Source organism: Cellulomonas humilata, from assembly GCF_013359775.1.
GTDB lineage: Bacteria > Actinomycetota > Actinomycetes > Actinomycetales > Cellulomonadaceae > Cellulomonas > Cellulomonas humilata.
The window spans coordinates 463054-486702 of record NZ_JABMCI010000070.1 but is presented as its reverse complement, the minus strand read 5'-3'; the positions used below and the strand labels follow the sequence as shown (position 1 = coordinate 486702).

The 23649-nt window shown below is 72.9% G+C and carries 28 protein-coding genes; 13 read left to right on the top strand and 15 right to left on the bottom strand.

Annotation, left to right across the window (positions count from 1 at the left end):
- Positions 1-55 precede the first annotated feature (55 nt).
- Complete coding sequence (locus HP550_RS22805; protein ID WP_175349307.1) at positions 56-1954, top strand: glycoside hydrolase family 11 protein; 1899 nt, start codon at positions 56-58, stop codon at positions 1952-1954.
- Positions 1955-2045: 91 nt separating this feature from the next.
- Here HP550_RS22805 and HP550_RS19455 read toward each other — a convergent pair whose 3' ends face one another.
- Both HP550_RS19455 and HP550_RS19450 read right to left on the bottom strand, forming a co-directional pair.
- On the bottom strand, positions 2046-2306 hold the full coding sequence (locus HP550_RS19455) for a GlsB/YeaQ/YmgE family stress response membrane protein (protein WP_175349306.1): 261 nt from the start codon (positions 2304-2306) through the stop codon (positions 2046-2048).
- 9 nt (positions 2307-2315) lie between these two features.
- Positions 2316-3092, bottom strand: coding sequence for a TetR/AcrR family transcriptional regulator (locus tag HP550_RS19450; protein WP_175349305.1), 777 nt, complete (start codon positions 3090-3092; stop codon positions 2316-2318).
- An 86-nt stretch (positions 3093-3178) separates the two neighbouring features.
- Here HP550_RS19450 and HP550_RS19445 point away from each other — a divergent pair, with 86 nt between their 5' ends.
- Positions 3179-4120: an ATP-binding cassette domain-containing protein gene (locus tag HP550_RS19445; protein ID WP_175349304.1), complete on the top strand. Its 942-nt coding sequence runs from the start codon at positions 3179-3181 to the stop codon at positions 4118-4120.
- Positions 4117-4893, top strand: a complete 777-nt coding sequence (locus tag HP550_RS19440; RefSeq protein WP_175349303.1) for an ABC transporter permease — start codon at positions 4117-4119, stop codon at positions 4891-4893. The genes HP550_RS19445 and HP550_RS19440 overlap by 4 nt, the downstream gene beginning before the upstream one ends.
- Positions 4894-4898: 5 nt before the next feature.
- Here HP550_RS19440 and HP550_RS19435 read toward each other — a convergent pair whose 3' ends face one another.
- The 8 genes from HP550_RS19435 to HP550_RS19400 form a co-directional block, all read right to left on the bottom strand.
- Complete coding sequence (locus HP550_RS19435) at positions 4899-5897, bottom strand: ABC transporter permease subunit (protein ID WP_175349302.1); 999 nt, start codon at positions 5895-5897, stop codon at positions 4899-4901.
- Entirely contained in the window at positions 5894-6889 is a 996-nt protein-coding gene (locus tag HP550_RS19430) for an ABC transporter ATP-binding protein (RefSeq protein WP_343048279.1), read from the bottom strand. The genes HP550_RS19435 and HP550_RS19430 overlap by 4 nt, the downstream gene beginning before the upstream one ends.
- A 92-nt stretch (positions 6890-6981) precedes the next feature.
- Positions 6982-8253: a DUF6596 domain-containing protein gene (locus HP550_RS19425; RefSeq protein ID WP_175349301.1), complete on the bottom strand. Its 1272-nt coding sequence runs from the start codon at positions 8251-8253 to the stop codon at positions 6982-6984.
- Entirely contained in the window at positions 8226-8645 is a 420-nt protein-coding gene (locus HP550_RS19420) for a YciI family protein (protein ID WP_175349300.1), read from the bottom strand. The genes HP550_RS19425 and HP550_RS19420 overlap by 28 nt, the downstream gene beginning before the upstream one ends.
- Positions 8646-8720: 75 nt before the next feature.
- Positions 8721-9338 carry a class I SAM-dependent methyltransferase gene (locus tag HP550_RS19415; protein WP_175349299.1) on the bottom strand — a complete coding sequence of 206 codons (618 nt, stop codon included), beginning with the start codon at positions 9336-9338 and terminating at the stop codon, positions 8721-8723.
- A 31-nt stretch (positions 9339-9369) separates the two neighbouring features.
- Entirely contained in the window at positions 9370-11496 is a 2127-nt protein-coding gene (locus HP550_RS22520) for a DUF6055 domain-containing protein (protein ID WP_343048278.1), read from the bottom strand.
- A gap of 132 nt (positions 11497-11628) precedes the next feature.
- Positions 11629-12738: an AAA family ATPase gene (locus HP550_RS19405; RefSeq protein ID WP_175349298.1), complete on the bottom strand. Its 1110-nt coding sequence runs from the start codon at positions 12736-12738 to the stop codon at positions 11629-11631.
- A gap of 29 nt (positions 12739-12767) precedes the next feature.
- A complete protein-coding gene (locus HP550_RS19400) occupies positions 12768-13196 on the bottom strand; it encodes a nitroreductase/quinone reductase family protein (RefSeq protein ID WP_175349297.1) in 429 nt (142 codons plus the stop codon).
- Positions 13197-13261: 65 nt separating this feature from the next.
- Between HP550_RS19400 and HP550_RS19395 the strand changes: the two genes are divergently transcribed.
- From HP550_RS19395 to HP550_RS19375, 5 genes are all read left to right on the top strand, one after another.
- Entirely contained in the window at positions 13262-13669 is a 408-nt protein-coding gene (locus HP550_RS19395; RefSeq protein ID WP_175349296.1) for a type II toxin-antitoxin system VapC family toxin, read from the top strand.
- A complete protein-coding gene (locus HP550_RS19390) occupies positions 13666-14220 on the top strand; it encodes a GNAT family N-acetyltransferase (protein WP_175349295.1) in 555 nt (184 codons plus the stop codon). The genes HP550_RS19395 and HP550_RS19390 overlap by 4 nt, the downstream gene beginning before the upstream one ends.
- 72 nt (positions 14221-14292) lie before the next feature.
- The gene (locus HP550_RS19385; protein WP_175349294.1) at positions 14293-15069 is read left to right on the top strand and encodes an SDR family oxidoreductase; all 777 of its coding nucleotides are present in this window, start codon (positions 14293-14295) and stop codon (positions 15067-15069) included.
- 21 nt (positions 15070-15090) lie between these two features.
- A complete protein-coding gene (locus HP550_RS19380) occupies positions 15091-15528 on the top strand; it encodes a hypothetical protein (protein ID WP_175349293.1) in 438 nt (145 codons plus the stop codon).
- 34 nt (positions 15529-15562) lie between these two features.
- Complete coding sequence (locus HP550_RS19375; RefSeq protein ID WP_175349292.1) at positions 15563-16807, top strand: MFS transporter; 1245 nt, start codon at positions 15563-15565, stop codon at positions 16805-16807.
- Positions 16808-16810: 3 nt separating this feature from the next.
- On the opposite strand, the gene HP550_RS19370 is transcribed toward HP550_RS19375, so the two are convergent.
- Positions 16811-17488, bottom strand: coding sequence for a hypothetical protein (locus tag HP550_RS19370; protein WP_175349291.1), 678 nt, complete (start codon positions 17486-17488; stop codon positions 16811-16813).
- A gap of 124 nt (positions 17489-17612) precedes the next feature.
- Here HP550_RS19370 and HP550_RS19365 point away from each other — a divergent pair, with 124 nt between their 5' ends.
- From HP550_RS19365 to HP550_RS19355, 3 genes are read left to right on the top strand one after another with little or no spacing between them, the layout of a single operon-like run.
- On the top strand, positions 17613-18518 hold the full coding sequence (locus tag HP550_RS19365; protein WP_175349485.1) for a metalloregulator ArsR/SmtB family transcription factor: 906 nt from the start codon (positions 17613-17615) through the stop codon (positions 18516-18518).
- Positions 18515-18928, top strand: coding sequence for an arsenate reductase ArsC (locus HP550_RS19360; RefSeq protein WP_175349290.1), 414 nt, complete (start codon positions 18515-18517; stop codon positions 18926-18928). The genes HP550_RS19365 and HP550_RS19360 overlap by 4 nt, the downstream gene beginning before the upstream one ends.
- Complete coding sequence (locus HP550_RS19355) at positions 18925-20154, top strand: APC family permease (RefSeq protein WP_343048277.1); 1230 nt, start codon at positions 18925-18927, stop codon at positions 20152-20154. Before HP550_RS19360 ends, HP550_RS19355 begins: the two co-directional genes overlap by 4 nt.
- A 15-nt stretch (positions 20155-20169) precedes the next feature.
- Here the strand turns inward: HP550_RS19355 and HP550_RS19350 are convergent, their stop codons facing one another.
- Both HP550_RS19350 and arsM read right to left on the bottom strand, forming a co-directional pair.
- Positions 20170-20358, bottom strand: a complete 189-nt coding sequence (locus HP550_RS19350; RefSeq protein ID WP_175349289.1) for a hypothetical protein — start codon at positions 20356-20358, stop codon at positions 20170-20172.
- A 3-nt stretch (positions 20359-20361) separates the two neighbouring features.
- Positions 20362-21129: an arsenite methyltransferase gene (arsM, locus tag HP550_RS19345; protein WP_175349484.1), complete on the bottom strand. Its 768-nt coding sequence runs from the start codon at positions 21127-21129 to the stop codon at positions 20362-20364.
- Between the two features lie 106 nt (positions 21130-21235).
- On the opposite strand from arsM, the gene HP550_RS19340 reads away from it, so the two are divergent.
- Complete coding sequence (locus HP550_RS19340) at positions 21236-21610, top strand: ArsR/SmtB family transcription factor (RefSeq protein ID WP_175349288.1); 375 nt, start codon at positions 21236-21238, stop codon at positions 21608-21610.
- Positions 21607-22098, top strand: a complete 492-nt coding sequence (locus tag HP550_RS19335) for a GNAT family N-acetyltransferase (RefSeq protein WP_175349287.1) — start codon at positions 21607-21609, stop codon at positions 22096-22098. Before HP550_RS19340 ends, HP550_RS19335 begins: the two co-directional genes overlap by 4 nt.
- A gap of 1 nt (position 22099) precedes the next feature.
- On the opposite strand, the gene HP550_RS19330 is transcribed toward HP550_RS19335, so the two are convergent.
- A complete protein-coding gene (locus HP550_RS19330; RefSeq protein WP_175349286.1) occupies positions 22100-22435 on the bottom strand; it encodes an ArsR/SmtB family transcription factor in 336 nt (111 codons plus the stop codon).
- Entirely contained in the window at positions 22432-23634 is a 1203-nt protein-coding gene (locus HP550_RS19325) for an MFS transporter (protein ID WP_175349285.1), read from the bottom strand. Before HP550_RS19325 ends, HP550_RS19330 begins: the two co-directional genes overlap by 4 nt.
- Positions 23635-23649: the final 15 nt, after the last annotated feature.

The window sequence follows — 23649 nt, the reverse complement described above, 5'->3', positions numbered from 1 at the left end:
CGTCGGCACCCTGCGGGAAGCCGGCGCGGATCCCTCACGCACAAAGGAGTGCAGGATGTCCGAAAGTATCGGTACCGCACCGCGACGACGCCGGTCGTTCCGCGCACTGGTGGGACTCGGCGCCGCCGGTGCGCTGGTCGTCGCCGGGCTCGCCGTCGCCACCCCCGCCAGCGCCGTGTCGACCAACGAGACCGGCACCAACAACGGGTACTTCTACTCGTTCTGGACCGACTCGCAGGGCACCGTCTCGATGAACCTGGGCTCGGGCGGCAACTACTCCACGCAGTGGAGCAACACGGGCAACTTCGTCGCGGGCAAGGGCTGGAGCACCGGCGGCCGCAAGACCGTCAGCTACTCGGGCAGCTTCAACCCCTCCGGCAACGCCTACCTGACCCTGTACGGCTGGACCACGAGCCCGCTGATCGAGTACTACATCGTCGACAACTGGGGCACCTACCGGCCCACCGGCACGTTCATGGGCACGGTCACCAGCGACGGCGGCACGTACGACATCTACCGCACCCAGCGCGTGAACCAGCCCTCGATCCAGGGCACCGCGACGTTCTACCAGTACTGGAGCGTGCGGCAGTCGAAGAAGACCGGCGGCACCATCACGTCCGGCAACCACTTCGACGCGTGGGCCAGCAAGGGCATGAACCTCGGCACCCACAACTACATGATCATGGCGACCGAGGGCTACCAGAGCAGCGGCAACTCGAACATCACGGTGAGCGAGGGCTCCGGCGGCGGTGGCACCACGACGCCTCCCCCGAGCACCGGCGGCTGCTCCATCACGGCCACCCGCGGCGAGGAGTGGTCCGACCGGTTCAACGTGAGCTACACCGTCAGCGGCGCCAGCTCCTGGACGGCGACGCTCAACCTCACCGGCAGCCAGAGCGTGCAGAACAGCTGGAACGCGTCGGTCAACGGCCGGACCGTCACCTCCACGGGCTCCAACACGTTCGGTGTGACGATCATGAAGAACGGCAACAGCACGACGCCGTCGGCCACCTGCGGCACCTCCAGCGGCGGCGGCACGACGACTCCACCGCCGGCGACGTCGAGCTGCTCCGCCGGCTACGTGGGCCTCACGTTCGACGACGGCCCGAACACCGGCACCACCAACCAGCTCATCTCCACCCTGCGCAACGCGGGCGCCACTGCGACCGTGTTCCCCACCGGCTCCAACGCCCAGTCGAACGCGTCGCTCATGCAGGCCTACAAGAACGCCGGCCTGCAGATCGGCAACCACAGCTGGGACCACCCGCACCTGGTGAACCTGAGCCAGTCGGACATCCAGTCGCAGCTGTCGCGCACGCAGACCGCGATCCAGCAGACCGCCGGGGTCACCCCGACGCTCTTCCGGCCGCCGTACGGCGAGACCAACCAGACCCTCAAGAACGTCGAGTCGTCACTCGGCCTGCGCGAGATCATCTGGGACGTCGACTCGAACGACTGGAACAACGCGAGCGCCGACGCCATCCGGCAGGCGGCCGCCCGCCTCACCAACGGCCAGATCATCCTCATGCACGACTGGCCGGCCGCGACCCAGCAGGCGCTGCCGAACATCCTGAACGACCTCAAGTCCCGCAACCTGTGCACCGGGCACATCTCGAGCAGCACCGGCCGCGCGATCGCACCGTCCAGCGCCGGCGGTGGTGGCGGTGGCGGGACGACGAACCCGCCCGCCGGGTCCTGCACGGTGACCGCCACGCGCGGTGACGAGTGGTCCGACCGGTTCAACGTGAGCTACGCGGTCAGCGGCAGTAGCAGCTGGGTGGTCACGCTCAACCTGTCGGGCAGCCAGAGCGTCCAGAACAGCTGGAACGCGACGCTCAGCGGTAGCGGCACCACCCGGCAGGCACGGCCGAACGGCGCCGGCAACACGTTCGGCGTCACGATCATGAAGAACGGCAGCACGACGACACCGAGCGCCAGCTGCGCGACGGGCTGACGGACGGTCCGACGAGAGCGGCAGTCTCCCGCGAGAACGGCAGTTCACAGTGCCGTTCTCGGGTGGACTGCCGCTCTCGCGCGTCCGGCCGTCAGGCCTTCGCGCGGCCGCGGGTCCCGCGCCAGATCGCCGTCACGATCAGCGCTCCGACGATCGAGCCGATGATGCCGCTCGGGCGCAACGCCAGCCCGTCGCCGGAGAGCAGGCTGGCGAGCAGCCCCCCGACGAACGACCCGACCAGCCCGGCGACGATCGCCATGGACCAGTCGACCCCGCCGCGCTCCTTGCCGAGGATCAGCTGCGCCAGTGCACCGATCAGCATGCCGAAGAGGATCAGTCCGAGGATGAGCATGAGCCGAGACTATGACCGGTTCGTCCCGTCGACCAGGACCGCGATGCCGTCGAGCAGGCGTGTCAGCCCGAACTCGAACGCGCGGCGCGGGTCGTAGGCCGCCTGCTGGGCCTCGCCGGCGATCGGTCCGACGCGCGCGACCGTGGGGTACGCCTCGGCGTCGAACACGCGGGCGACGAACGGCTCGGTGGCGGCCCACCACTCGGCCTCGCTGATCCCGGTGGCCTGCTGGGCGGCCGCCTGCTCGACGACGCCCCGCGCGGTGCCGGCCACGAAGCCGTCGACGAGCGTGACCACCGCGTCCATCGCGACCTCGTCGAGCCCGCTGCCGTCGACCGCCCGAAGCTCGAGCTCGTACTTGGCCATCACGCCCGGGCCCAGCGGGGGACGGCCGGACGCAGCGACGTGCAGGAGCCACGGGTGTCGCTCGTACAGGGACCAGTTGGCGCGCGCGACGGCCTCGAGGCGGGCGCGCCAGTCGTCCGAGGCGGGGGCGTACAGGTCCGCCATCTCCGAGAGCACGGCGTCCACCATGAGGTCGACCAGCTCGGCCTTGCCGGGCACGTAGGTGTAGACGGTCATCGCGCCGACGCCCAGGTCGGTGGCGAGCCGGCGCATCGACAGCGCGCCGAGTCCCTCGCTGTCCGCGAGCGCGATCCCGGCGGTCACCACGCGGTCGACGGAGAGCCCGGCGGCGGCACCGCGACCGCGAGGGGCCGGCTCCGACTCGCGCCACAGCAGCGCCATGCTCCGGGCGGGGTCGCCGGTGCCTGTGATCTCCGTCATGGCACCCATCCTCTCCCGTCGGGAACACGGGGGTGACGTCGTGCGTTCCTTACCGTACAGTGTACGGCTAGACTACGGAGGAGCCCATGACAGCCATCCAGACCCTCGGACTGACCCGCCGGTACGGCGACACCACGGTGCTCGACGGCCTCGACCTCGCGGTCGAGCCGGGCACCGTGCACGGCCTGCTCGGGCCCAACGGCGCAGGAAAGACGACGGCCGTGCGCATCCTGTCGACGCTCCTGGACCCGCACGGCGGCTCGGCGCGCGTGGCCGGCTTCGACGTGGTCCGCGAGCCCGGCCAGGTGCGCCGCCACCTCGGGCTCGTCGGCCAGCACGCGGCCGTCGACGAGATCCTCGGCGGCCGCGACAACCTGGTGATGTTCGGGCGGCTGAGCCACCTGGGCACCCGGCGGGCGCGCCTCCGGGCGGACGAGCTGCTCGAGCGGTTCGACCTGGTCGACGCCGCCGACCGGCCCGTGTCCACCTACTCGGGTGGCATGCGGCGCCGGCTCGACCTGGCGGCGGGGCTCGTCCTCGACCCGACGGTGCTGCTGCTCGACGAACCGACCACCGGGCTGGACCCCGGCGGCCGGCGGGAGGTGTGGCAGTCGGTCCGGGCGCTCGTCGCGGGCGGGACCGCCGTGCTGCTCACCACCCAGTACCTCGAGGAGGTGGACCAGCTGGCGTCGCAGGTCACCGTGCTCGACCACGGCCGGGTCGCCGCCGAGGGCACCCCGGACGCGCTCAAGGCGTCGATCGGCCAGGACCGGCTGGACGTCGTCGTCCGCGACGAGGCGGACCTGCCCGCCGCCCGCTCCGCACTGCAGGCGGTGGCCGGCGATGCGGAGATCGACCTCGACGGACGTCGGGTGACCGCGACCGTCACCCACCGCGTCGCGGCCCTCACTCACGTCGTCCGCACCCTCGACGACGCCGGGATCGTCGTCGACGACGTCGTCCTGCGCCGGCCGACCCTCGACGAGGTCTTCCTGCACCTGACCGGAACGACGAAGGAGGCCGCATGACCTGGGCACTGCGTGACTCGTGGACCGTGACCCTGCGCGACCTCGGGCACTGGCGGCGTCAGCCGTGGGACCTGCTCATCGGGCTCGCGTTCCCGATCCTGCTGCTCCTCATGTTCGGCTACCTGCTGGGCGGCGCGATCGAGGTGCCCGGCGGCTACATCGAGTTCCTGTTCCCCGGCATGCTCGCCGTGACCATGGCGTTCGGCCTGGAGGGCACCATGACCGCGGTGTCGCAGGACGTGCAGCGCGGGGTGACCGACCGGTTCCGGTCGCTGCCGATGTCCCGCGCCGCGGTGCTGCTCGGTCGGGCGACCGCGGACATGCTCGCGACCGTCGTCGGCCTCGCGGTGCTGCTGGTCGCCGGGCTGGCGGTGGGGTGGCGGGTGCACGAGGGGCTCGGCAGCGCGCTGGCCGGCGTGGGGCTGCTGCTGCTCCTGCGGTTCGTGTTCCTGTGGGTCGGCATCTACCTCGGCCTGCTGTTCCGCGGGCAGGGCGGCGTGATGGCGGTGCAGATCCTGGTGTGGCCGTTCGTGTTCCTGTCGAACGCCTTCGTCCCCATCTCGACGATGCCGGGGTGGCTGCAGACGCTGTCGGCGTGGAACCCGGTCACCGCGACCGTGGCCGCGACGCGCGACCTGTTCGGCAACCCGACGGTGGCCGCCGACGGGTGGGCGTCCGACAACGTGGTGCTCCTGGCCGTGGTCTGGCCGATCGTGCTCGTCGCGATCTTCGGCACGCTGGCGGTCCGGCGCTGGGCGCACCTGGGCCGCTGACGGGGTCAGCCGACGTCGCGCCGCCGGAACACCAGCAGCGCGACGCCGGCGACCACCGCAGTGAGCACGAGCAGGTACACCGCGCCCTGGGTCTGGGACAGGACGTGCTCGACGCTCCGGCACGACTGGCCCGACGCGGTCGTCGTGCACTCCTGCGTCCAGTACGGGGCGCTGCCCGACACCCAGGCCGAGATGTTGAGGGTGAGGGTCCACGGTCGCAGCGCCTGGACCCAGTTGACCAGGATCCCCTCGACGAGCACGACCCAGCCCAGGACGATGCCGAGCACAGCCGCGGTGTGCCGCGCAAGGAAGCCGAGGGCGGCCCCGAGCACGGCGACCACCGGCGTCAGGGCGACGAGGCGCAGGGCGACGGCGACCGGGGAGTCGAGGTCCGTCGACGCCTCGGCGTTGATCGTGTCGAAGTTCCGGTAGGCGAGCCAGGACCCGCCGAGGACGATCGCGACGCCGACGGCGGCCACGGGGATGATCCCCAGCCCGGCCGCCAGCACCTTGCTCAGGTACACGCGCACGCGGCGCGGGGCGAACGTGAGCCAGTTGGCGATCGAGCCGGTGGAGAACTCCGCCGACACGAAGCTCCCGGCGAGCAGCACCGGGGCCAGGACGAGGAGCAGCGAGAGCGATGTCAGCAGGGCGGCCGTGTCGCGACCGAAGCTGGGCGCGCCACCGATCCAGTCCTGGAGCTTGGGTGCCGTCATCTCGTCGCACCCGTAGTCCACCAGTCCCGGGTCGTCGGCGGTCTCCTTGTCGGCCTCCTCCTGCGCTCGGCAGTCGGCGACGTACTGCTCGCCGTTCTGCTCCCAGTCCGTGAGCGCCTGCTCGTAGTAGACGCGAGCCTGGTCCTGCTCGGCCTGCGACGGCGGAGACGCCGAGCTCCACGCCGAGACGACCGCGAAGCAGCAGATGACCAGCACGGCGACCACCCCGGCGCGGATCAGCGCACGGGACGCGAACCGGTCCAGCTCGACCCGCAGCAGCCGGCTCACGACTCCTCCCCGGCGTGGTGCGTCGGTCGGGCGTCCCCGGTCGGTGGCGCGTGCGTCCCCGGACCTCGGCCCGCCGTGAGCTCGAGGAAGACAGACTCCAGGTCGGCGCGCAGGGGCACCAGCTCCTCGACGAACAGCTGGTGCGCCGCGAGCGCCTGCGTGATGTGCGCCGGGGGCACCCCACCGTCGACCAGCAGGTACCGGCCGTCGGGGCGCACGGTCCAGCCCTGCGCACCGAGCACCTGCTGGGCACGCTCCGGCTCGGCGACGCCCACCCGGACCGTGGCAGCCGCGCCGGTGCCGATGAGGTCGGCGACCCGACCGCTCGCGATCAGCTCGCCGCGGGCGATGATCGAGACCGTGTCGGCCACCTGCTCCACCTCGGCCAGGATGTGGCTGGAGACCAGCACGGTCTTGCCGCGGTCGGCCAGCCCGCGCATGGTCCCGCGGATCTCCCGGATCCCGGCGGGGTCGAGCCCGTTGGTCGGCTCGTCGAAGATGAGCAGGTCCGGGTCCTTGAGCAGCGTGGCGGCGATGGCGAGCCGCTGCTTCATGCCGAGCGAGTAGCCCTTGTAGCGGTCGTCGGCACGGTCCAGCAGCCCGACGTCCGAGAGCACCACGTCGACCAGCCGCGTCGGGGCGTCGATCGCCCGGGCCAGCATCGAGAGGTTCTTGCGGCCGGAGAAGCTGGGGAAGAACTTGGGCTGCTCGACGATGGCGCCGACGCGGCCGATGACCTCGGGCAGCCGCTGCGGCACCTCCTGGCCGAACAGCGACATGGTCCCGGAGTCCGCGCGGATCAGGCCCAGCAGCATCCGGATGGTCGTCGTCTTGCCGGCACCGTTCGGGCCGAGGAACCCGTGCACCCCGCCGACCGGTACGTCCAGGTCCAGCCCGCCGACCGCGACCGCCCGCCGGCCGGTCCGGCTGCGGTAGGTCTTGCGCAGGCCGCGGGTGGAGATGGCCAGTCCATCGGACGAAACAGTAGACACGGCGGTGTGCCCCTTGACGGTCGGACGCGAGGAACGAGCACGGCGCCCGGTCGCGTGCACCGTAGCGGTTCCGGGCGGACCAGATGGGCAGCTCAGCGCGTCAGCGCGGCGAGCTTGCCCTCCAGCACGCCGCGCTCCCGCGCGTTACGGCAGAGTCGCACCGCCAGCTCCAGCTCGCGACGCGCCTCGTCGGTCCGTCCCAGCCGGGTCAGCAGCTCGCCGCGGACGCTCGGCAGCAGGTGCGACCCGGAGAGCCGGTCCGTCGCGACGAGCTCGTCGACCAGCGGCAGAGCCGCCGCCGGCCCCTGCGCCATCGAGACCGCCACCGCCCGGTTGAGCTCCACCACCGGGGACGGTGCCAGGCGGCCGAGCGCCTCGTACAGCAGCACGATCCGGTCCCAGTCGGTCGCCTCGACGGACGGCGCGACCGCGTGGCACTCGGCGATCGCCGCCTGGACGCCGTACGCCCCGAGCCCGCGGCCCACACGCCCGGCGGTGGCCAGCGCAGCCCGCCCGCGCCGGATCGCCGCACGGTCCCATCGCCGACGGTCCTGCGCCTCGAGCAGGACCGGCTCGCCGTCGTCGCGCACCCGCGCCGGGAACCGGGCGGCCGTGAGCTCGAGCAGGGCGAGCAGCCCGTGCACCTCGGCCTCGTCGGGCACCAGCTGCGCCAGCACACGGGTCTGCCGGATCGCTTCGTGCGCCAGGTCGGTCCGGATCCAGTCGGCGCCGGACGTGGCCGACGAGCCCTCGGTGAACACCAGGTACAGGACGTGCAGCACCGAGGCGAGGCGGGCGCGGCGCTCGTCGGCTGGCGGCACGCCGAACGGGACCTGCGCCGCCGCGAGCGTCTTCTTGGCGCGGGTGATCCGCGCCTGGACCGTGGCGGTGGGCACCAGGAGCGCCCGGGCGATCTCGTCGCTGGTCAGGCCACCGACCACCCGGAGCGTCATCGTGACCTGGGCCTCCCGCGAGAGCACCGGGTGGCACGCGACGAACATCAGGGCCAGCACGTCGTCGTCGATCCGGTCGGGGTCCCAGTCGTCGTTGCCCTCCTCGCCCAGGTCGCGGGCGAGGAGGGTGTACCGCTCGTCGAGCGCCGACCGGCGACGGTAGGCGTCGATCGCGCGACGTCGCCCGACCGTGAGCAGCCAGCCGGCGGGGTTGCCCGGGACGCCGTCGCGCGGCCACGACACGAGCGCCGCGGCCAGCGCCTCCTGGGCCAGGTCCTCCGCGAGGGAGAAGTCCCCGGTGAACCTGGCCAGGGTGGCGACGATGCGCGCCGACTCGATCCGCCAGACGGCTTCGACGGCGTCCCGACCGGACCCGGACCGGGTCAGAGCTGGCCCGTCCGCTCCCGCCACGCCCGTTCCTTCTGGATCCACTCGTTGTCCTGGGGGAACTCGTCGATCGACGTGACCCGGCGGATCTCGGTCTTCTGGCCGGGGCCCGTCATCGGTGCGCGCTTGGCCCACTCGACGGCCTCCTCCTTGGACGCGACGTCGAGGATCCAGAAGCCGCCGAACAGCTCCTTCGTCTCGCCGTACGGGCCGTCGCTGACGACGGGCGGCTGGGAGGAGAAGTCGATCACGACCCCGTCCGCGGCGTCGTCGAGCCCCTCGGCAGCGACGAGGACGCCGGCGGAGATCATCTCGTCGTTGAACCGGCCCATCGCCTCCATGATCTGCTCGAAGTCGACGTTCTGGAACGCCTCGAACGCCTCGTCGGTCGCGCGCATGATCAGCATGTACTTCACGGTCGTCTCCTGTGTCCGGGGCCCCCTTCGGACCCTCTCACCCGTCAGTCGAGCGGCGGAACCGCCAGATCGACATCACGTCCCGACGAGTTTCGCGGACAGCCGCTCGACCAGCCGCCACCGCGACGCGGCACTCTCGACGAGCTCCAGCCCCGCCGGCTCCAGCAGCAGCAGGGGGCGTCGGCGGAAGTGCTCCCCGGCGCGGCGCGGGCTGACGCCCTCGAGCGCGCGCTGCACCGCGCGGCCCAGGCGGGCGGACGACTCCACGTGGTCCGCCATCAGCAGCAGGCCACCCGGTCGCAGCACGCGCGCGAGCTCCCGCAGCACGGCGAGCTCGTCGTCGACGCAGCAGAGGGCCAGCGTGCTGACGACCGTGTCGAACGCGTCGTCCGGCAGGTCCAGGTGCGCGGAGTCGGCCTGGATCAGCCGGGCGTCGACGCCCTGCTCGGCCGCCCGCGCGGCGGCCGCCCGCAGCATGGCTCCGCTGACGTCGGTGAGCGTGAGGTCGGTGACGCGGTCGGCGTAGTAGGGCAGGTTCGCGCCGGTGCCGACGCCGACCTCGAGGGTCCTGCCCGAGACGCGGTCGGCGATCCACTGCCGCGCGGGTGCGAACAGCCGGGGTTCGAGGAACGCGGTGGTGCGGTCGTAGGTCTTCGCCTGGTCGTCCCAGTACGCCGCACGCGAGCCGCTCATGGGGGACCAGGTTGCCACCGCACCCGACGCGTCAGCGAGCCGTGCAGCTCACCGAGGTCGCCTGCGACGAGCCCGTGCCCTGGAACCCGATCTCGACGCTGCCGCCCGCCGCGAGCCGGGAGTTCCACGCCGCCGGTCCCAGGGTGAGCGGGGCGGTGCCCAGCACCTCGCTGCTCCAGTGGTGCACGACCGCGCCGGACGGCAGGTTCACCGTGACCGTCCACCCGTCGATCGCCTGCGTCCCGGCGGTCACCCGGACGGTCGCGACGAAGCCGCCCGGCCAGGTGCTCGTCACGGTGTAGGCGGCGGTGCAGGACCGGCCCGCGGGCGCCGTCGGGGTGGGAGTGGGGGTCGGTGTCGGGGTCGGGGTCGGGGTGGCGGTCACTGTGGGTGTCGGGGTGGGTGTCGGGGTGGGCGTCGGGCTGGGCGTCGGGGTCGAGCCGCCCGTGATCGCCAGCTCCGCGCTGGTGAACCGGCCGTGCGCCCGGTTCACGTCCGTCTCGCCCGCACCGCCGTCGCAGCGCCGATCGGGATCGAACATGAGGTAGGTCCCGGAGGTGCAGGTGCCGGACGGCTCGGCGTCGCCGCCGACGACGGCCGTCCCGCCGATGCTGACCCCGCCCTGGATGAGCGCAGAGTCGCGCACGACGGCGCTGCCGCTGACCGTGCCGCCGTCGTTGACCCAGGCCAGCCCTTCGATGCGCGCGGTGCCGCTGACGGTCGAGCGGCCGTACACGGCGGCGTTGGGGCCGACGTAGGCCGTCGATGCGACGTTGGCACGCGAGTCGACCCAGCCGCCGCCGTTGGCGTGCCAGCGCCCGCCACCGGGCGCGGTGCCGCGCGTGAACCCGGGTTCGTGGCCGGAGGGCAGCGCGCCGTCGATGCGGAACTCGAACGGGTAGCGGTAGTTCTCGGGGTAGCCGTCGAGGAACCCGTGCTTCGGGACGGCGGTCGGGGTGCCGGACACGACGAGGTACACCTGCTCGCCCGCGCGCGTCTGGAAGGTCGCCTCGGTGTCCGTGCCCTGCGTGATCGGGCTGTACCGGGCGACGCCGTTGGTCACGCCGACGAACCCGTACGACCAGCCCGAGCCGCCGTTCGGGTCGACGTGCCCCTTGAGGTGCACGCGCACCAGCGCGCCGGAGGACGACGGCACGAGCGTGATCTTGGTGTAGCCGAACGCACCCGGCGCGATCCCGTCGGGCACGGCGAAGTGCTGCTGCGCGGCGTTGACGGCCTCGACCTGAACCAGGCTCTGCGGCACCACGAACGGGTAGAGGGAGTTGATGAACGGCTTCACGTCGGCGGCGTTGGCGTAGTCCCAGGTGACGTTGCGCATCGCGTACTGCGCGATCTCGGCTCCGAGCTGGTCCTGCGTGAGGCCGGCGATGCGCTTGTACGTCTCGAGCGGGTGCTCGGTGCTGCGCGCCTCGTTCCAGATGCGGTTGAAGAACGCCAGACCGCGCCGCTCGGTGATGGCCTGGAGCAGCATCCACGCGCCGTAGTGGTGCCGGCTGGACGAGAGCGGCAGGTTCTCGGTGCGGATGAACCGGGTGAGGTCACCGGCGCCCTTGCCCGGCAGGGCCTGCATGGCCATGAACTCGGCGCTGGTCTCCCAGAACGTGCCGGCCGACGCGTGCGTGAACCCGACGCCGGAGCGCCCGAGGAACGTGTAGTTCTGCAGGACGTGCGCGAGCTCGTGCACCAGTCCCCACGACCCGGGCTGCGCGGCGCCGGGCGCGAGGTTGATGACGCCGACGCGCCCGTCGGTGGAGCCGCCCGTCGCCCAGGCGTTGAGGTTCGGGTTGCTGGACCAGGTGGTCGTGATGATGACGATGATCTTGTGCTGGGCGAGCAGGCCGGCCTCGGGCGTGAAGCTCATCTGGTCGATGTAGAACGAGTACGCGCTCTCGAGCTCGCGCAGGACGTTCGCCGGGTCGAACCGGTACGCGGTGGGCGCCGTGGTGGGCGTGGTGCCGGAGAGCTCCCCCCACAGGACGACGAAGTTCTCCGACTCCGCCTTGCGGTTGTCCGCCCAGGCGACCTCGCCCGTGGTGCGCCAGCGCTCGGGGATCCACACGGTCTTGTCCGCGGCGTACGCGGGGCTGGCGGGCAGGGCGGCCGCCAGCGGGACGAGCACGAGGGTGAGCGCTAACACGATCGCGCGGATTCGGACGGATCGGACGAGCGGCATGCCAACTCCCTGATCGGGTTCCCGGGTCGGGTGACCCTGGCATACCGGACAGTCGTCCAACCACCCCCTTAACCGTTACAGAGTCCTCATGTGCGCTCAGCGCTTGGGCCACGTCCACGCCGGGCCGTCGAGGATCCCGGCACCCTCCACGGACGTCGCCCCGCCCGCGCCCTTGGTCAGCTCGATCGTCGTCGCTCCCGCTCCCCGCAGAGCCCGGACCAGGTCCCCGGCGTGCGTGACGACGAGCACCTGCGAGCGCTCCGCCGCGGAGGCGATCAGGGCGCCGACGGCCGGCATGAGGCTGGGGTGCAGGCTCGACTCGGGCTCGTTGAGCACCAGCAGGTCCGGCGGGCGGGTGGCGTGGGCCGCGGCGACGAGCAGCAGGAACGTGAGCGTGCCGTCCGACAGCTCGGCGGCGGAGAGCGGCCGGCGCAGGCCGGGCTGCGTCATCGCGACCCGGCAGGCGCCGTCGTCGTCCTCGGTGACCACCACGCGTGAACCAGGGAACGCGACGTCGACCGACGCCTGGAGCGCGTCCGCGTCACCCGCGAGCTGGATGGTCAGCAGCGCCGCCGCCAGGTCGTCGCCGGACGCGGACAGGACCGGGGTGTACGTCGCGACGCCGGGTCCTCGGACCGCACTGTCGGCGTCCGTGCGCAGGTGGTCGTAGAAGCGCCAGCGGCGGGCCTGCTCCCGCAGCGCGAACAGGTCCGGGGTGGCGGCCGGGTCCGCGAGCAGCGCCATCACCGACTCGTGGGCGTTCACGGTGAGGGGCGCGGTCATCCACGCGCCGTCGTCGTCCCGCGTCCGGACGCGCGTGCCCGTGCGCTCGGTGAGGAGCGTCGACGGCCGCAGCACCGGGCCGGCCCAGACCACCTCCGACTTGATCTCCGGGTCGAGCTTGAACGGTCCCAGCTGCGGCAGGCCCAGGTCGATCGCGTACGAGAGGTCCTCGGTGGCGATGCCCAGCCGGACCGCGACCGGCCCCTCCGGACGTCGACCGGCGTGCACCGCGGACCGCATCCCGCCCTCGCGCGCCAGCGACGAGACGGCACCGTCCCGGGCCACCTCGGCGAGCAGGCGCAGCGCCCGGTACACGCTCGTCTTGCCGCTCCCGTTGGCACCGGTGACCACCGTCAGTCCGCCCAGGCCGACCACCAGGGAGCGCAGGCTTCTGTACCCCTCGACCGCCAGCGTCCGGATCATGGCGCGACCCTAGCGGCGGGCGCCGACGCTCAGACCGGTTCGAGGAGGACGACCGGGATCACGCGGGACGTCCGCTCCTGGTACCGCGCGTAGTTCGGCAGCGCCTCGACGATCCGCGGCCACAGCCGGTCGCGCTCGTCCGTCGTCGCCACCCGGGCCAGCATCGGACGGGCCGGGCCGCCGCCGACCGCCACGCGCACCTGCGGGTGCTCGCGCAGGTTGAGGAACCAGGACGGGTGCTCGTCGTTCCCCCCGGCGGACGCCACGATGACGAGCGTCTCCCCCAGGGTCACCGGTGCCGTGAGCATCGACGACCTCGGGCGGCCCGACCGGCGTCCGACTGTCACCAGCTCGAGCGACGGCAGACCGACCAGCTCGCCGCCGAACCGTCCTCGGGTCAGCCCGACGATCGCGCGGTGCAGCCAGCTCAGGGACCGCATGAGGACGGTGCTGGTCATGGTCGGCGTCTCAGGAACATGACTCGATGAGAGCACGTGTCGCACCGCGGTGCGACGATTCTCCGATGACCCGCTTCGTCGTCGACGCCGCCGCCGCGCTCCGGCTGGCGGCGGAGGACACCCCCGTGCCCGGCGCCCACGTGCTGCTGGCCCCGACCCTCCTGCGCTCGCAGGCGCTGTCCGCGATGCACGAGGCCGTCCACCGCGGCGAGCTCACCTCCGCCGAGGCCCGCGAGCGGCTCGCGGGCCTGAACCGGATGAGGATCCGGCTGCTCGGCGACGGCGTCCTGCGGAGCACCGCCTGGAAGATCGCCGACGAGCTCGGCTGGGAGTCGACGTTCGCCGCCGAGTACGTCGCGCTCACACGGCTCCAGGCCGACTACCTGGTCAGCCTCGACGACGACCTCGTGCGCGCGGTCGCCGGGGTCGTGGCGACCGCGCCGTTCGAGGCCCTGCTGGACCCCGACGCATGAACGTGACGCTCAGCCCGTGGTCGACCGACGACGACGAGGCCCTCGCTGCCGCCGTGCGGGAGAGCCCCGACCTGGCGGTCCAGCTCGGGAACGGGGCGCTCGGCACTCCCGCGGCGGCCCGCAGCTACATCGAGCGGTACCTCACCAACGACGACGGAACGGCCGCGTTCGCCATCCGGGTCGACGGGACCGCGGTCGGCCACGTCGCCCTCAGCCACATCGAGCGCAGGCACGACACCGCGTGGGCCTCGTACTGGGTGTCGGCCAGCCGCCGCGGCCACGGCCTGGCCTCCCGCGCGCTCGCCACGGTCGCCGCCCACGCGTTCGACACCCTGGGCCTGTTCCGGCTCGAGCTCGGGCACCGCGTGAACAACCCCGCGTCCTGCCGGGTGGCCTCGGCCGCGGGGTTCTCCGCCGAGGGGATCGCACGGTCGAAGCTCCGGTACGGCAGCGACCGGTTCCACGTGGAGACGCACGCGCGCCTGGCCACGGACCCCCGACCGACCCTCGCGCTCGTCCCGGTCGCCCGCGAGACCGTACCGGTGCGGTGATCTCGCAATCGAGTGGTGCTCCTGACCGGGGCACTGCCAGAGTGACGCCCGCCCGAGCACAGGAGGTCGGTCATGCCCGCACTCGCCGGACGCGTGGTCCTGGTGACCGGCGCCAGTCGTCGGATCGCGATCGGCGCCGGGGTGGCCCGTCGGCTGGTGGCTGACGGCGCCGCGCTGCTGCTGCACACCTGGTCGCCGCACGACGCGGAGCAGCCCTGGGGTGCCGACGAGGGCGGCGTCGACGCGCTGGTCGCCGAGCTGCGCGCGGCCGGTGGGACGGTCGAGCACGTCGCGGCGGACCTCGCCGACCCGGAAGCCCCGCACGCGCTCGTCGACGCCGCCCACTCCGCGTTCGGGCGGCTCGACGCCGTCGTGGCCAACCATGCCCGCAGCTCGGGGCAGAACCTGGAGCAGCTGACCGCCCACGAGATCGACCTCTCGTACGCGGTGAACACCCGCGCGACCCTGCTGCTGGTCCAGGCGTTCGCCGCTCGGCACGACGGGTCCCCGGGCGGGCGGGTCGTCGTCTTCACCTCTGGGCAGTACCGGGGCGCGATGCCCGACGAGCTGCCGTACATCGCGTCGAAGGCCGCCCTGCACGAGCTGACGGCGAGCCTTGCCGTGCACCTCATGCCTCGCGGCATCACGGTCAACTGCGTCAACCCCGGACCTAACGACACCGGGTACGCCGACGCCGCAGCGCACGCTGCCGTCTCCGCGCGCAGCCCCGGTGGCCGGTGGAGCACCCCGGCCGACGCCGCTCGGCTGGTCGCGTGGCTACTCAGCGACGAGGCCGACTGGGTGACCGGCCAGACCATCGCGTCCGACGGTGGCTTCTCGTCCCTCTGAGCGGGCTCTACGCTCGCACGCGTGAGCGAGATCGCCCAGCTGCCGGCGGAGCATCCCTGGGCCACCGTCGGCGTCATCGCCGCCGTCCTCCTGATCGGCTGGCTGCTCCGGCCGCGCGGCATCCGGCCCGAGCACCGGCCACGAGGTGCAGCACCCCGGCCCGGCGAGGTGTGGTTCGCGCAGGTGCCGTTCGAGGACGGCACCGGCAGCAAGGACCGGCCCGTGCTGGTCCTGTCGGTGCTGGGCGGGTCGTGCGAGGTCGCCCGGTTCACGTCGCGGGACCGCACCGGCCGACGCGACTACCTCCCGGTGCCGCAGGGCACACCCGGCCTGCCCAAGGCCAGCTGGCTCGACCGGCGGCCCATCACCCTGGACCGCTCAGCGCTGCGCCGACACGTCGGGGAGCCGGGCGAGGCGTTCGTCGCCTGGTACCGCGGCTCGGCGGAAGATCTCGGGTGACCCGTTCGCCGGCGTCGGCTACCGTCTCGCCCTTGTGAGCCGGATCGTCGACGTCGTCGTCCCGCGCAGGCTGGGCACCGGGTTCCGGTGGCTGCTGGCCTCGTCGTGGAGCTCGAACCTCGGCGACGGCATCGTCATCGCGGCGGGTCCCCTGCTCGTGGCGTCGCGCACCGAGGACGCGTTCCTCGTGGCGCTCGCGGCCCTGCTCCAGTGGCTGCCACCGCTGCTGTTCGGCCTGTGGGCGGGCGCGCTCACGGACCGGTTGGACCGGCGCCGGCTCGTGATCCTGGTCGACTCGCTCCGCACGCTCGTGCTCCTGCTGCTGGCCGCCGCGGTCGCCCTCGACACCGCGCCGATCGTGCTCATCCTGGTGGCGATGTTCCTGCTGGGCACCGCGGAGACGTTCGCCGACAACGCGTCGAGCACCCTGGTGCCGATGCTCGTCCAGCGCGACGACCTGGCGCTGGCCAACAGCCGCATCCAGGCGGGGTTCGTCACCGTCAACCAGCTGATCGGCCCGCCGCTGGGGGCGTTCCTGTTCGCGGTCGGGCAGGCGTGGCCGTTCGCCACCGAGGCGGTGCTGGTCGCGGCGGGCGCGGTGCTCGTCTCACGGATCTCGCTGCCCCCGCACCTGAGCGAACCGCGGACCACCCACCTGCGGCACGACATCGCCGAGGGTGTCCGCTGGGTGCGGCACCACGCGGCCGTGCGGACCCTGGTGCTCACCATCCTCATCTTCAACGTGACGTTCGGGGCGGCGTGGTCGGTGCTCGTCCTGTACGCACGCGAGCAGCTGGGGCTCGGGGCGATCGGCTTCGGGCTGATCACCACGGTCGGGGCCGTCGGCGGGCTGGTCGGGACGGTGTCCTACGGCTGGATCACCCGGCGGGTCAGCCTGGCCAACCTCATGCGGATCGGGCTGATCGTCGAGACCCTCACGCACCTCGCGCTGGCGCTCACCACGACGGCCTGGTTCGCGCTGGTCGTGTTCTTCGTGTTCGGTGCGCACGCGTTCGTGTGGGGCACCACCTCGGTGACGATCCGGCAGCGCGCGGTGCCGACCGAGCTCCAGGGCCGGGTCGGGAGCGTGAACCTGGTGGGGGTGTTCGGCGGGCTGGTGGTCGGCGCGGGGATCGGTGGGCTGCTCGCGCAGCGGTACGGGGTCACCGCGCCGTTCTGGTTCGCGTTCGTCGGGTCCGCGATCTTCGTCGTGCTCATCTGGCACCAGCTGCGGTATGTGGCGCACACCGACGAGCTGGACGCACCGGCGGCGTCCTGAGCCTCAGCCGGTCCCGGACGGTCCCAGGGGGACCAGCCGCGCCTCCGTCACGCCGGCGCGCTCCAGCTCCTCGACGAGGATCGTCATCATCGTCCGCGCCGCCTCCGGGTAGCCGACGCCCTCGGTGTCGATCCAGTACCCGAGGCCGGTGCCGTCGTCGGTCGGATCGCTGACGTAGTCGAGGATCCTGCCCTCGGCGAGGTCGAGCGACTCGGCGTCGGCGTGCTCCACGCCCTCGGCGTCGACGGCGAAGAAGCGCGTAGCGGCGGCGGCCATGGCGACGCGCACGGCCGCCGGGTCGTCACCGACGACGGTGACCCCGTTGTCGAGGGCCTGCGTCATGCCCCACTCGTTCGTCACCGGTGCGAAGAGCGCGGGGTCCACCGTGATGCTGCCCGTGCCGAACTGCGCGGTGACCGCGGCGCCCCAGGCAGCCGAGATCGCGGGCAGGTCGGCGGGCTCCAGCACGTACTCCATGGCGTAGTAGGCGGCCTCGATCGCCTCGGCCCACCGTGCCTCGACGGTCGGGTCGGGCGTGGGGGTGCTCGGCGTGGGCGACGCCGTCGGTGAGGGCTGCTCGACCCGCGTGATCGCACGCGCCTCGCGTTCGACGCCGACCGGTCCGCACGCCGACAGCAGCAACGCTCCGACGACGACGAGCACCGTACGAGGACCGCGCACCGCACTCCTTCCGACGAGGGGGTTCACCGGTCCATCGGCAGGCGGCAGCGCTCGCTGGAGGTTTGACGGCTGTATCGAGATCGATCAATATAGGCAGGTGCCCACCACCCTGGCCTCGTCCGCGATGAGCGCCGACTCCGCCGACCACGTGGCGCACGCCCTCAAGGCGCTCGCGGACCCGCTGCGTCTGCGCGCGCTCTCGCTCATCGCCGCCAGCCCGTCGGGCGAGGCGTGCGTCGAGGACGTCAGCGAGCTCACGTCGGTGTCGCAGCCGACCGTCTCCCACCACCTCAGGGTGCTCAAGGACGCGGGCCTGGTCACGGCCGAGCGCCGGGGCACGTGGGTCTGGTACCGGCTCGCGCCGGAGCACCGCGGCGCGGTCCGCGCGGTGCTGGGAGCATTCGAGGCCGCCGAGGGACGTCCGGCGGAGGCCGTCCCGGACCTCGACCGGCACCTTGACCGCATCGCCGGCGACCTCGCCGCGCGATATCCGACGATCGGCACCGCCCGGGTCCGCGACGTCGTGCGCGACTCCTCGACCGCGCTCGCGCGCACCGGTCCGCGGGCGCACCTCGTCGGGCTCACCGAGCGGTTCGCGCGGCAGCGCCTCGACGACCTCGTGCGCATCGACGGCGGCCCGGCCGTCCCGCGCGTGCTCTTCGTCTGCGTCGCCAACGCCGGCCGCTCGCAGCTGGCCGCGGCCCTGCTCCAGCGCTACGCGGGCGACGCGGTCCTGGCACGGTCGGCCGGCTCGTCGCCCGCCGCCGCCATCCACACGCACGTCCGCCCGGAGCTCGCGGCGCTGGGGGCCGACGGCTTCCCCAAGCCGCTGACCGACGACGCCGTCCGCGCCGCCGACGTGGTGGTGACCATGGGCTGCGGCGACGTCTGCCCGGTCTACCCGGGCATCCGCTACGAGGACTGGGCGGTGGGCGACCCCGCCCTCGCCTCCCCCGACGGCGTCGCGGCGATCCGCGCCGACATCGACTCCCGTGTCCAGACCCTGCTCACCACCCTTGGAGTGTCATGACCCAGCCCAGCGTCCTGTTCGTCTGCGTGCACAACGCCGGCCGGTCCCAGATGGCGGCCGGCTTCCTGAAGGCCCTGTCCGGCGGCGCCGTCGAGGTCCTGTCCGCCGGGTCCATGCCGGCCGACCAGGTGAACCCGGTCGCGGTCGACGCGATGGCGGAGGTCGGCATCGACATCCGCGCCGAGCAGCCGAAGGTGCTCACCACCGAGGCCGTCAAGGCGTCCGACGTCGTCGTGACCATGGGCTGCGGGGATGCGTGCCCCTACTTCCCGGGCAAGCGGTACGAGGACTGGGTGCTCGAGGACCCCGCCGGTCAGGGCATCGAGTCGGTCCGCCCGATCCGCGACGAGATCCGCGGCCGGATCCTCACCCTGCTCGACGAGCTGGGCGTGGAGCCCGTCGGCGCGTGACCGCCCTGGTCCGTCGGCTGGGGGTCGCCGACGCGGTCGTCGTGGGGCTCGGCGCGATGCTGGGCGCCGGGGTGTTCGCCGCCTTCGCGCCCGCGGCCGAGGCCGCCGGGTCGGGACTGCTGATCGGGCTGGCGATCGCCGCGGTGGTGGCGTTCTGCAACGCCACGTCGTCGGCACGGTTGGCGGCGCTGTACCCCGAGTCGGGCGGCACCTACGTCTACGCGCGCCGCAGGCTCGGCCGGTTCTGGGGGTTCCAGGCGGGCTGGTCGTTCGTCGTCGGCAAGACGGCGAGCTGCGCGGCGATGGCCCTGACGTTCGCGTCCTACGCCGCACCCGGGCACACCCGGCTGGTCGGCATCCTCGCGGTCGTCGCGATCACCGCGCTGAACTACCGCGGCGTGCGGAAGTCGGCCGTGGTCACGCGGGTGATCGTCGCCCTCACGCTGGTGACGCTCGCGGTCGTCGTCGCGGCGTCGGTAGCGGGCGGGACCGCGTCGACGGAGAACCTCGCGGGCGTCGACCTCGGCGGCGTGCTGCAGTCCGCGGGCCTGCTGTTCTTCGCGTTCGCGGGGTACGCGCGGATCGCGACGCTGGGCGAGGAGGTGGTCGATCCCCGCCGCACGATCCCCCGGGCGATCCCGCTCGCGCTCGGCATCGTGCTGGTGGTCTACCTGGTGGTCGGCGTCAGCGCGCTGCTCGCGGTCGGGCCCGACGCTCTGGCCGCCACCGCCGCACCCCTGCGCGCGGTGGTCGAGGCGGGGTCGTGGGCCGCCCTCAGCCCGGTCGTCCAGGTCGGTGCCGCCGTCGCGTCGCTCGGAGCCCTGCTGGCCCTGGTGCTGGGGGTGTCACGCACCATCCTGGCGATGGCCCGCGAGCGCGAGCTCCCGCCCTCTCTCGCGGCCGTCCACCCGCGGTACGGCGTCCCGTACCGGGCGGAGCTTGCGGTCGCGGCGGTCGTGATCGTGCTCGTCGCGACGCTGGACGTGCGCGGCGCGATCGGGTTCTCGTCGTTCGGCGTCCTCACCTACTACGCCCTGACCAACGCGAGCGCCCTGCGCCTGCGGGCTGACGAGGGCCGACCACCCCGCTGGGTCTGCGTGCTCGGGCTGGTCGGCTGCGTGGTCCTCGCGCTGACGCTGCCGCTGCCGTCGGTGCTCGGCGGGCTCGCCGTCGCGCTGGTCGGCGCGGGTGTCTGGTGGATCCGGCGAGAGCGCGGCCGCGGATGACCGCGGCCGCGCTCGTCACGCCGCGGCGCAGCAGACGGTGGGTGCCGCCCGGAACGTCAGCCGCGGAAGGCGCCAGGAGCGCACCGGCTTCGGCGTGCGCTCGGGCTTCGGCGCGCGCTCCTCGAGGAGGAACCGGCGACTCAGCTCCAGCTCCAGCTCGCGCTCGCGCTGCTCGTACAGCACTGCGAACAGCTCCGGGTGCATGGCCTACTCCTCGGTGAGGGGCTTGCGGGCGCGGACCACGGCGCCGTGCATGCCGTCCGCGACCTGGTGGGTAAAGGTGACCTCGGCGTCGGTGAACCCGGCGCGGGACAGCCCGTCGAGGTACTCGGTGCGGGACAGGGCGCCCGCGATGCACCCGACGTACGAGCCGCGCTCGGCGCGCTGCTCGGGCGTGAGGTGGTCCTCGGCGACGACGTCGGAGATCCCCACGCGGCCGCCGGGCGTGAGCACCCGGAACGCCTCGGAGAGCACGGCCTGCTTGTCGGTGGACAGGTTGACCACGCAGTTGGAGATGACGACATCGACCGCGTTGTCGTCCAGGGGCAGGTCCTCGATGGTGCCCTTGCGGAACTCCACGTTGGTCGCCCCCGCCTTGACCGCGTTGGCGCGGGCCAGGTCGAGCATCTCGTCGGTCATGTCCACCCCGTAGGCAAACCCTGCGGGGCCCACGCGTCGGGCGGACAGCAGCACGTCGATCCCGCCGCCCGAGCCGAGGTCGAGCACACGCTCCCCGGCCTTCAGCTCCGCGACCGCCAGCGGGTTACCGCAGCCGAGCGATGCCGCCAGCGCCTCGGCCGGGATGCTCACCGCGTCCTGCGCGTCGTACAGGCCGGCGCCGAACTTCTCGTCGACGTCGACCGCCGAGCCTGGCGTGCAGCACTCGCTCCCGCCGCAACACCCCTCGGCCTCGGCCTGTGACTGCACCGCCGCCAACGCGTAGCGCTGACGCACCTGCTCCCGCACCTCGTCCATCTCGTCCGCCTCCTCAGGCATCGACAACCATCAATGGAGAAGATGCACCCATCCATCGACGGTTGTCAATATCGACAGATGTCAATGTCTGAGGCAGACTTGTCCCATGGCTCTCGATCTCCTGCCCGTCGTCTCCGCCACCGGCGGGGCGTGCTGCACCCCGCTGACCCGCGACGCGATCACGGAGCAGGCAGCCGTCGGCCTGTCCCAGGTGCTCAAGGCGCTGGCCGACCCCGCCCGCCTGCGCCTACTGTCGCTCATCGCGTCGCACGACGGCGCCGAGGCGTGCGTCTGCGACCTGACCGAGCCGGTCGGGCTCAGCCAGCCGACGGTGTCGCACCATCTCAAGGTCCTGGTCGACGCCGGCCTGGTCACGCGCGACAAGCGCGGCGTCTGGGCCTACTACGCGCTGGTGCCCGGGGCGCTCGACGCCGTGACCCACCAGCTCGGCACGCACCTGACCGCGGGCGCGGCCTCATGAGAGTGCTCCCCCTGACCGCCGAGCACTGGCCCGCGGTCGAGCGCATCTACGCCGCCGGGATCGCCACCGGGCACGCGACGTTCGAGTCCGCGCCGCCCACGTGGGAGGCGTTCGACGCGGCACGGCTGCCGGCGCACCGGCTCGTCGCGGTCGACGACGACGGCGCCGTCGTCGGCTGGGCGGCCGCCGTCCCCGTCTCCGACCGGTGCGCGTACGCCGGGGTCATCGAGCACTCGGTGTACGTCGACCCCGCCGCGCAGGGCCGCGGGATCGGCCGGACCCTGCTGGGCGCGCTGCTGGAGAACGCCCGTGCGGAGGGGATCTGGACCGTGCAGTCCGGCATCTTCCCCGAGAACGCGACGAGCCTGGCCGTGCACGCGGCCGCCGGGTTCCGGGTGGTCGGCACGCGCGAGCGCCTCGGCCGGATGACCTACGGGCCGCTGGCCGACCAGTGGCGGGACGTCGTCCTCGTCGAGAAGCGCCTCTGACTCAGCGGTGGTGCGGCGGCACCGGGTAGAGCGTGTGCTCGGTGTGCTGGAGCACGTTGGTGACCAGCGCGGACACGTGCTCGTTGGCCTGCGAGTAGTAGATCGTCGTGCCGTCGCGGCGGGCCGTGACCAGGTGGCCGGCGCGCAGCTTGGCCAGGTGCTGGGAGACGGCGGGGGTCGGGCGGTCGAGCGCCTCGGCGATGGCGGTCACGGACAGCTCCGTCCCGTCCAGCAGGGCGAGGACGGCCAGCCGCGTGCGGTCGGCGAGCAGGCGAAGGATGTCGACCGCGTGGTCGAGGTCGGCTGCGTCGGTGAGGTTCGTGGCCATCGTCGTCATGATCGCAGGCTCGGTACCCGCTCGGGGCTCGGCCAGAGGAGCGTCGCGGTGATCGTTCCCGCGGTGGCGATGACCGCCAGCACGACGGCGGCCGCCCCCAGCCCGACCGTGCCGAGCCAGCCGGCGAGCGGGTAGGTGACCAGCCAGCACGCGTGCGACAGGGAGAACTGCGCCGCGAACGCCGACGGGAGGTCCTCGGTGGGCACCTCCCGGCGCACGAGCCGGCCGACGGGGGTCTCGACGGCCGCCCAGCCGAGCCCGACGAGCACCCAGAGCACGGTCACGGCGGCGAGGCTGTGCAGTGCGACGGGGATGGCGGCCGTGGTGGTCGCGAGGAGCACCGCCCCGCCCAGCATCACGCGGCGCTCGGAGGCGTGCCGCAGCAGCCGCGGGAGCGCCACCGCCGCGGCCATCGAGCCCACGCCGAGCGCGGCGAGCACCAGCGCGACCACACCCTCCCCGAGCCCGAGCTCGCCGCGGACGATCACCACGGTCTGCACCAGCACGAACGCACCCGCGGCCGCGACCACGAGGTTGAGCGCGAGGACCGGCCGCAGCGCCCGCGTCCGCACGAACAGCGCCGCACCTCGCTGCACCTCCACGACGAACCGCTCCTGCACCTGCACGGCTCCGCGCGGCAGGACCACCGAGCCCACCAGCAGCGCGGACCCGGCGAACCCGATGGCGGTCCCGACGAAGAGCGCGTCGGACGGGATCAGGAGCAGCAGGGCCGCCGCGAGCACGGGCGCCAGCACCGACTCAAGGTCGTACGCGAGCCGGGACAGCGACAGGGCCGAGGTGTAGTCGTCCTCGTCGGGAAGCACCTGCGGGATGACCGACTGGAACGTCGGGGTGAACGTCGCCGACGCCGCCTGGAGCACGAAGATCAGGACGAACACCTGCCAGACCTCTCCGACGAACGGCAGCATCGAGGCCACGAGCAGCCGCAGCACGTCGGACCCGATGAGCACCGCCTTCCGCGGCAGTCGCGCCACGACGACGGCCGCGACCGGCGCGACGAGCACGTACGCGAGCATCTTGATCGCGAGGGCCGTGCCGAGCACCGAGCCCGCGTCTTCGCCCGCGAGGTCGTACGCCAGCAGGCCGAGCGCGACCGTCGCGAGCCCGGTTCCGGCCAGCGCCACCACCTGTGCGGCGAACAGCCGGCGGTACACGGGGTGGGCGAGGGCGCGGAGCATCCTTCTATTATTGCG

What these genes read in the sequence shown, in the direction of transcription:
- HP550_RS19350 (WP_175349289.1), bottom strand. Translation starts at nt 20,358, where the DNA reads ATGCACCCGGAGCTGTTCGCAGTGCTGTACGAGCAGCGCGAGCGCGAG.
- HP550_RS19400 (WP_175349297.1), bottom strand. Translation starts at nt 13,196, where the DNA reads ATGACCAGCACCGTCCTCATGCGGTCCCTGAGCTGGCTGCACCGCGCG.
- HP550_RS19385 (WP_175349294.1), top strand. Translation starts at nt 14,293, where the DNA reads ATGCCCGCACTCGCCGGACGCGTGGTCCTGGTGACCGGCGCCAGTCGT.
- HP550_RS22805 (WP_175349307.1), top strand. Translation starts at nt 56, where the DNA reads ATGTCCGAAAGTATCGGTACCGCACCGCGACGACGCCGGTCGTTCCGC.
- HP550_RS19360 (WP_175349290.1), top strand. Translation starts at nt 18,515, where the DNA reads ATGACCCAGCCCAGCGTCCTGTTCGTCTGCGTGCACAACGCCGGCCGG.
- HP550_RS19440 (WP_175349303.1), top strand. Translation starts at nt 4,117, where the DNA reads ATGACCTGGGCACTGCGTGACTCGTGGACCGTGACCCTGCGCGACCTC.
- HP550_RS19330 (WP_175349286.1), bottom strand. Translation starts at nt 22,435, where the DNA reads ATGACGACGATGGCCACGAACCTCACCGACGCAGCCGACCTCGACCAC.
- HP550_RS19340 (WP_175349288.1), top strand. Translation starts at nt 21,236, where the DNA reads ATGGCTCTCGATCTCCTGCCCGTCGTCTCCGCCACCGGCGGGGCGTGC.
- HP550_RS19450 (WP_175349305.1), bottom strand. Translation starts at nt 3,092, where the DNA reads ATGACGGAGATCACAGGCACCGGCGACCCCGCCCGGAGCATGGCGCTG.
- HP550_RS19325 (WP_175349285.1), bottom strand. Translation starts at nt 23,634, where the DNA reads ATGCTCCGCGCCCTCGCCCACCCCGTGTACCGCCGGCTGTTCGCCGCA.
- HP550_RS19335 (WP_175349287.1), top strand. Translation starts at nt 21,607, where the DNA reads ATGAGAGTGCTCCCCCTGACCGCCGAGCACTGGCCCGCGGTCGAGCGC.
- HP550_RS19395 (WP_175349296.1), top strand. Translation starts at nt 13,262, where the DNA reads ATGACCCGCTTCGTCGTCGACGCCGCCGCCGCGCTCCGGCTGGCGGCG.
- HP550_RS19405 (WP_175349298.1), bottom strand. Translation starts at nt 12,738, where the DNA reads ATGATCCGGACGCTGGCGGTCGAGGGGTACAGAAGCCTGCGCTCCCTG.
- HP550_RS19365 (WP_175349485.1), top strand. Translation starts at nt 17,613, where the DNA reads ATGAGCGCCGACTCCGCCGACCACGTGGCGCACGCCCTCAAGGCGCTC.
- HP550_RS19390 (WP_175349295.1), top strand. Translation starts at nt 13,666, where the DNA reads ATGAACGTGACGCTCAGCCCGTGGTCGACCGACGACGACGAGGCCCTC.
- HP550_RS19445 (WP_175349304.1), top strand. Translation starts at nt 3,179, where the DNA reads ATGACAGCCATCCAGACCCTCGGACTGACCCGCCGGTACGGCGACACC.
- arsM (WP_175349484.1), bottom strand. Translation starts at nt 21,129, where the DNA reads ATGGACGAGGTGCGGGAGCAGGTGCGTCAGCGCTACGCGTTGGCGGCG.
- HP550_RS19455 (WP_175349306.1), bottom strand. Translation starts at nt 2,306, where the DNA reads ATGCTCATCCTCGGACTGATCCTCTTCGGCATGCTGATCGGTGCACTG.
- HP550_RS19415 (WP_175349299.1), bottom strand. Translation starts at nt 9,338, where the DNA reads ATGAGCGGCTCGCGTGCGGCGTACTGGGACGACCAGGCGAAGACCTAC.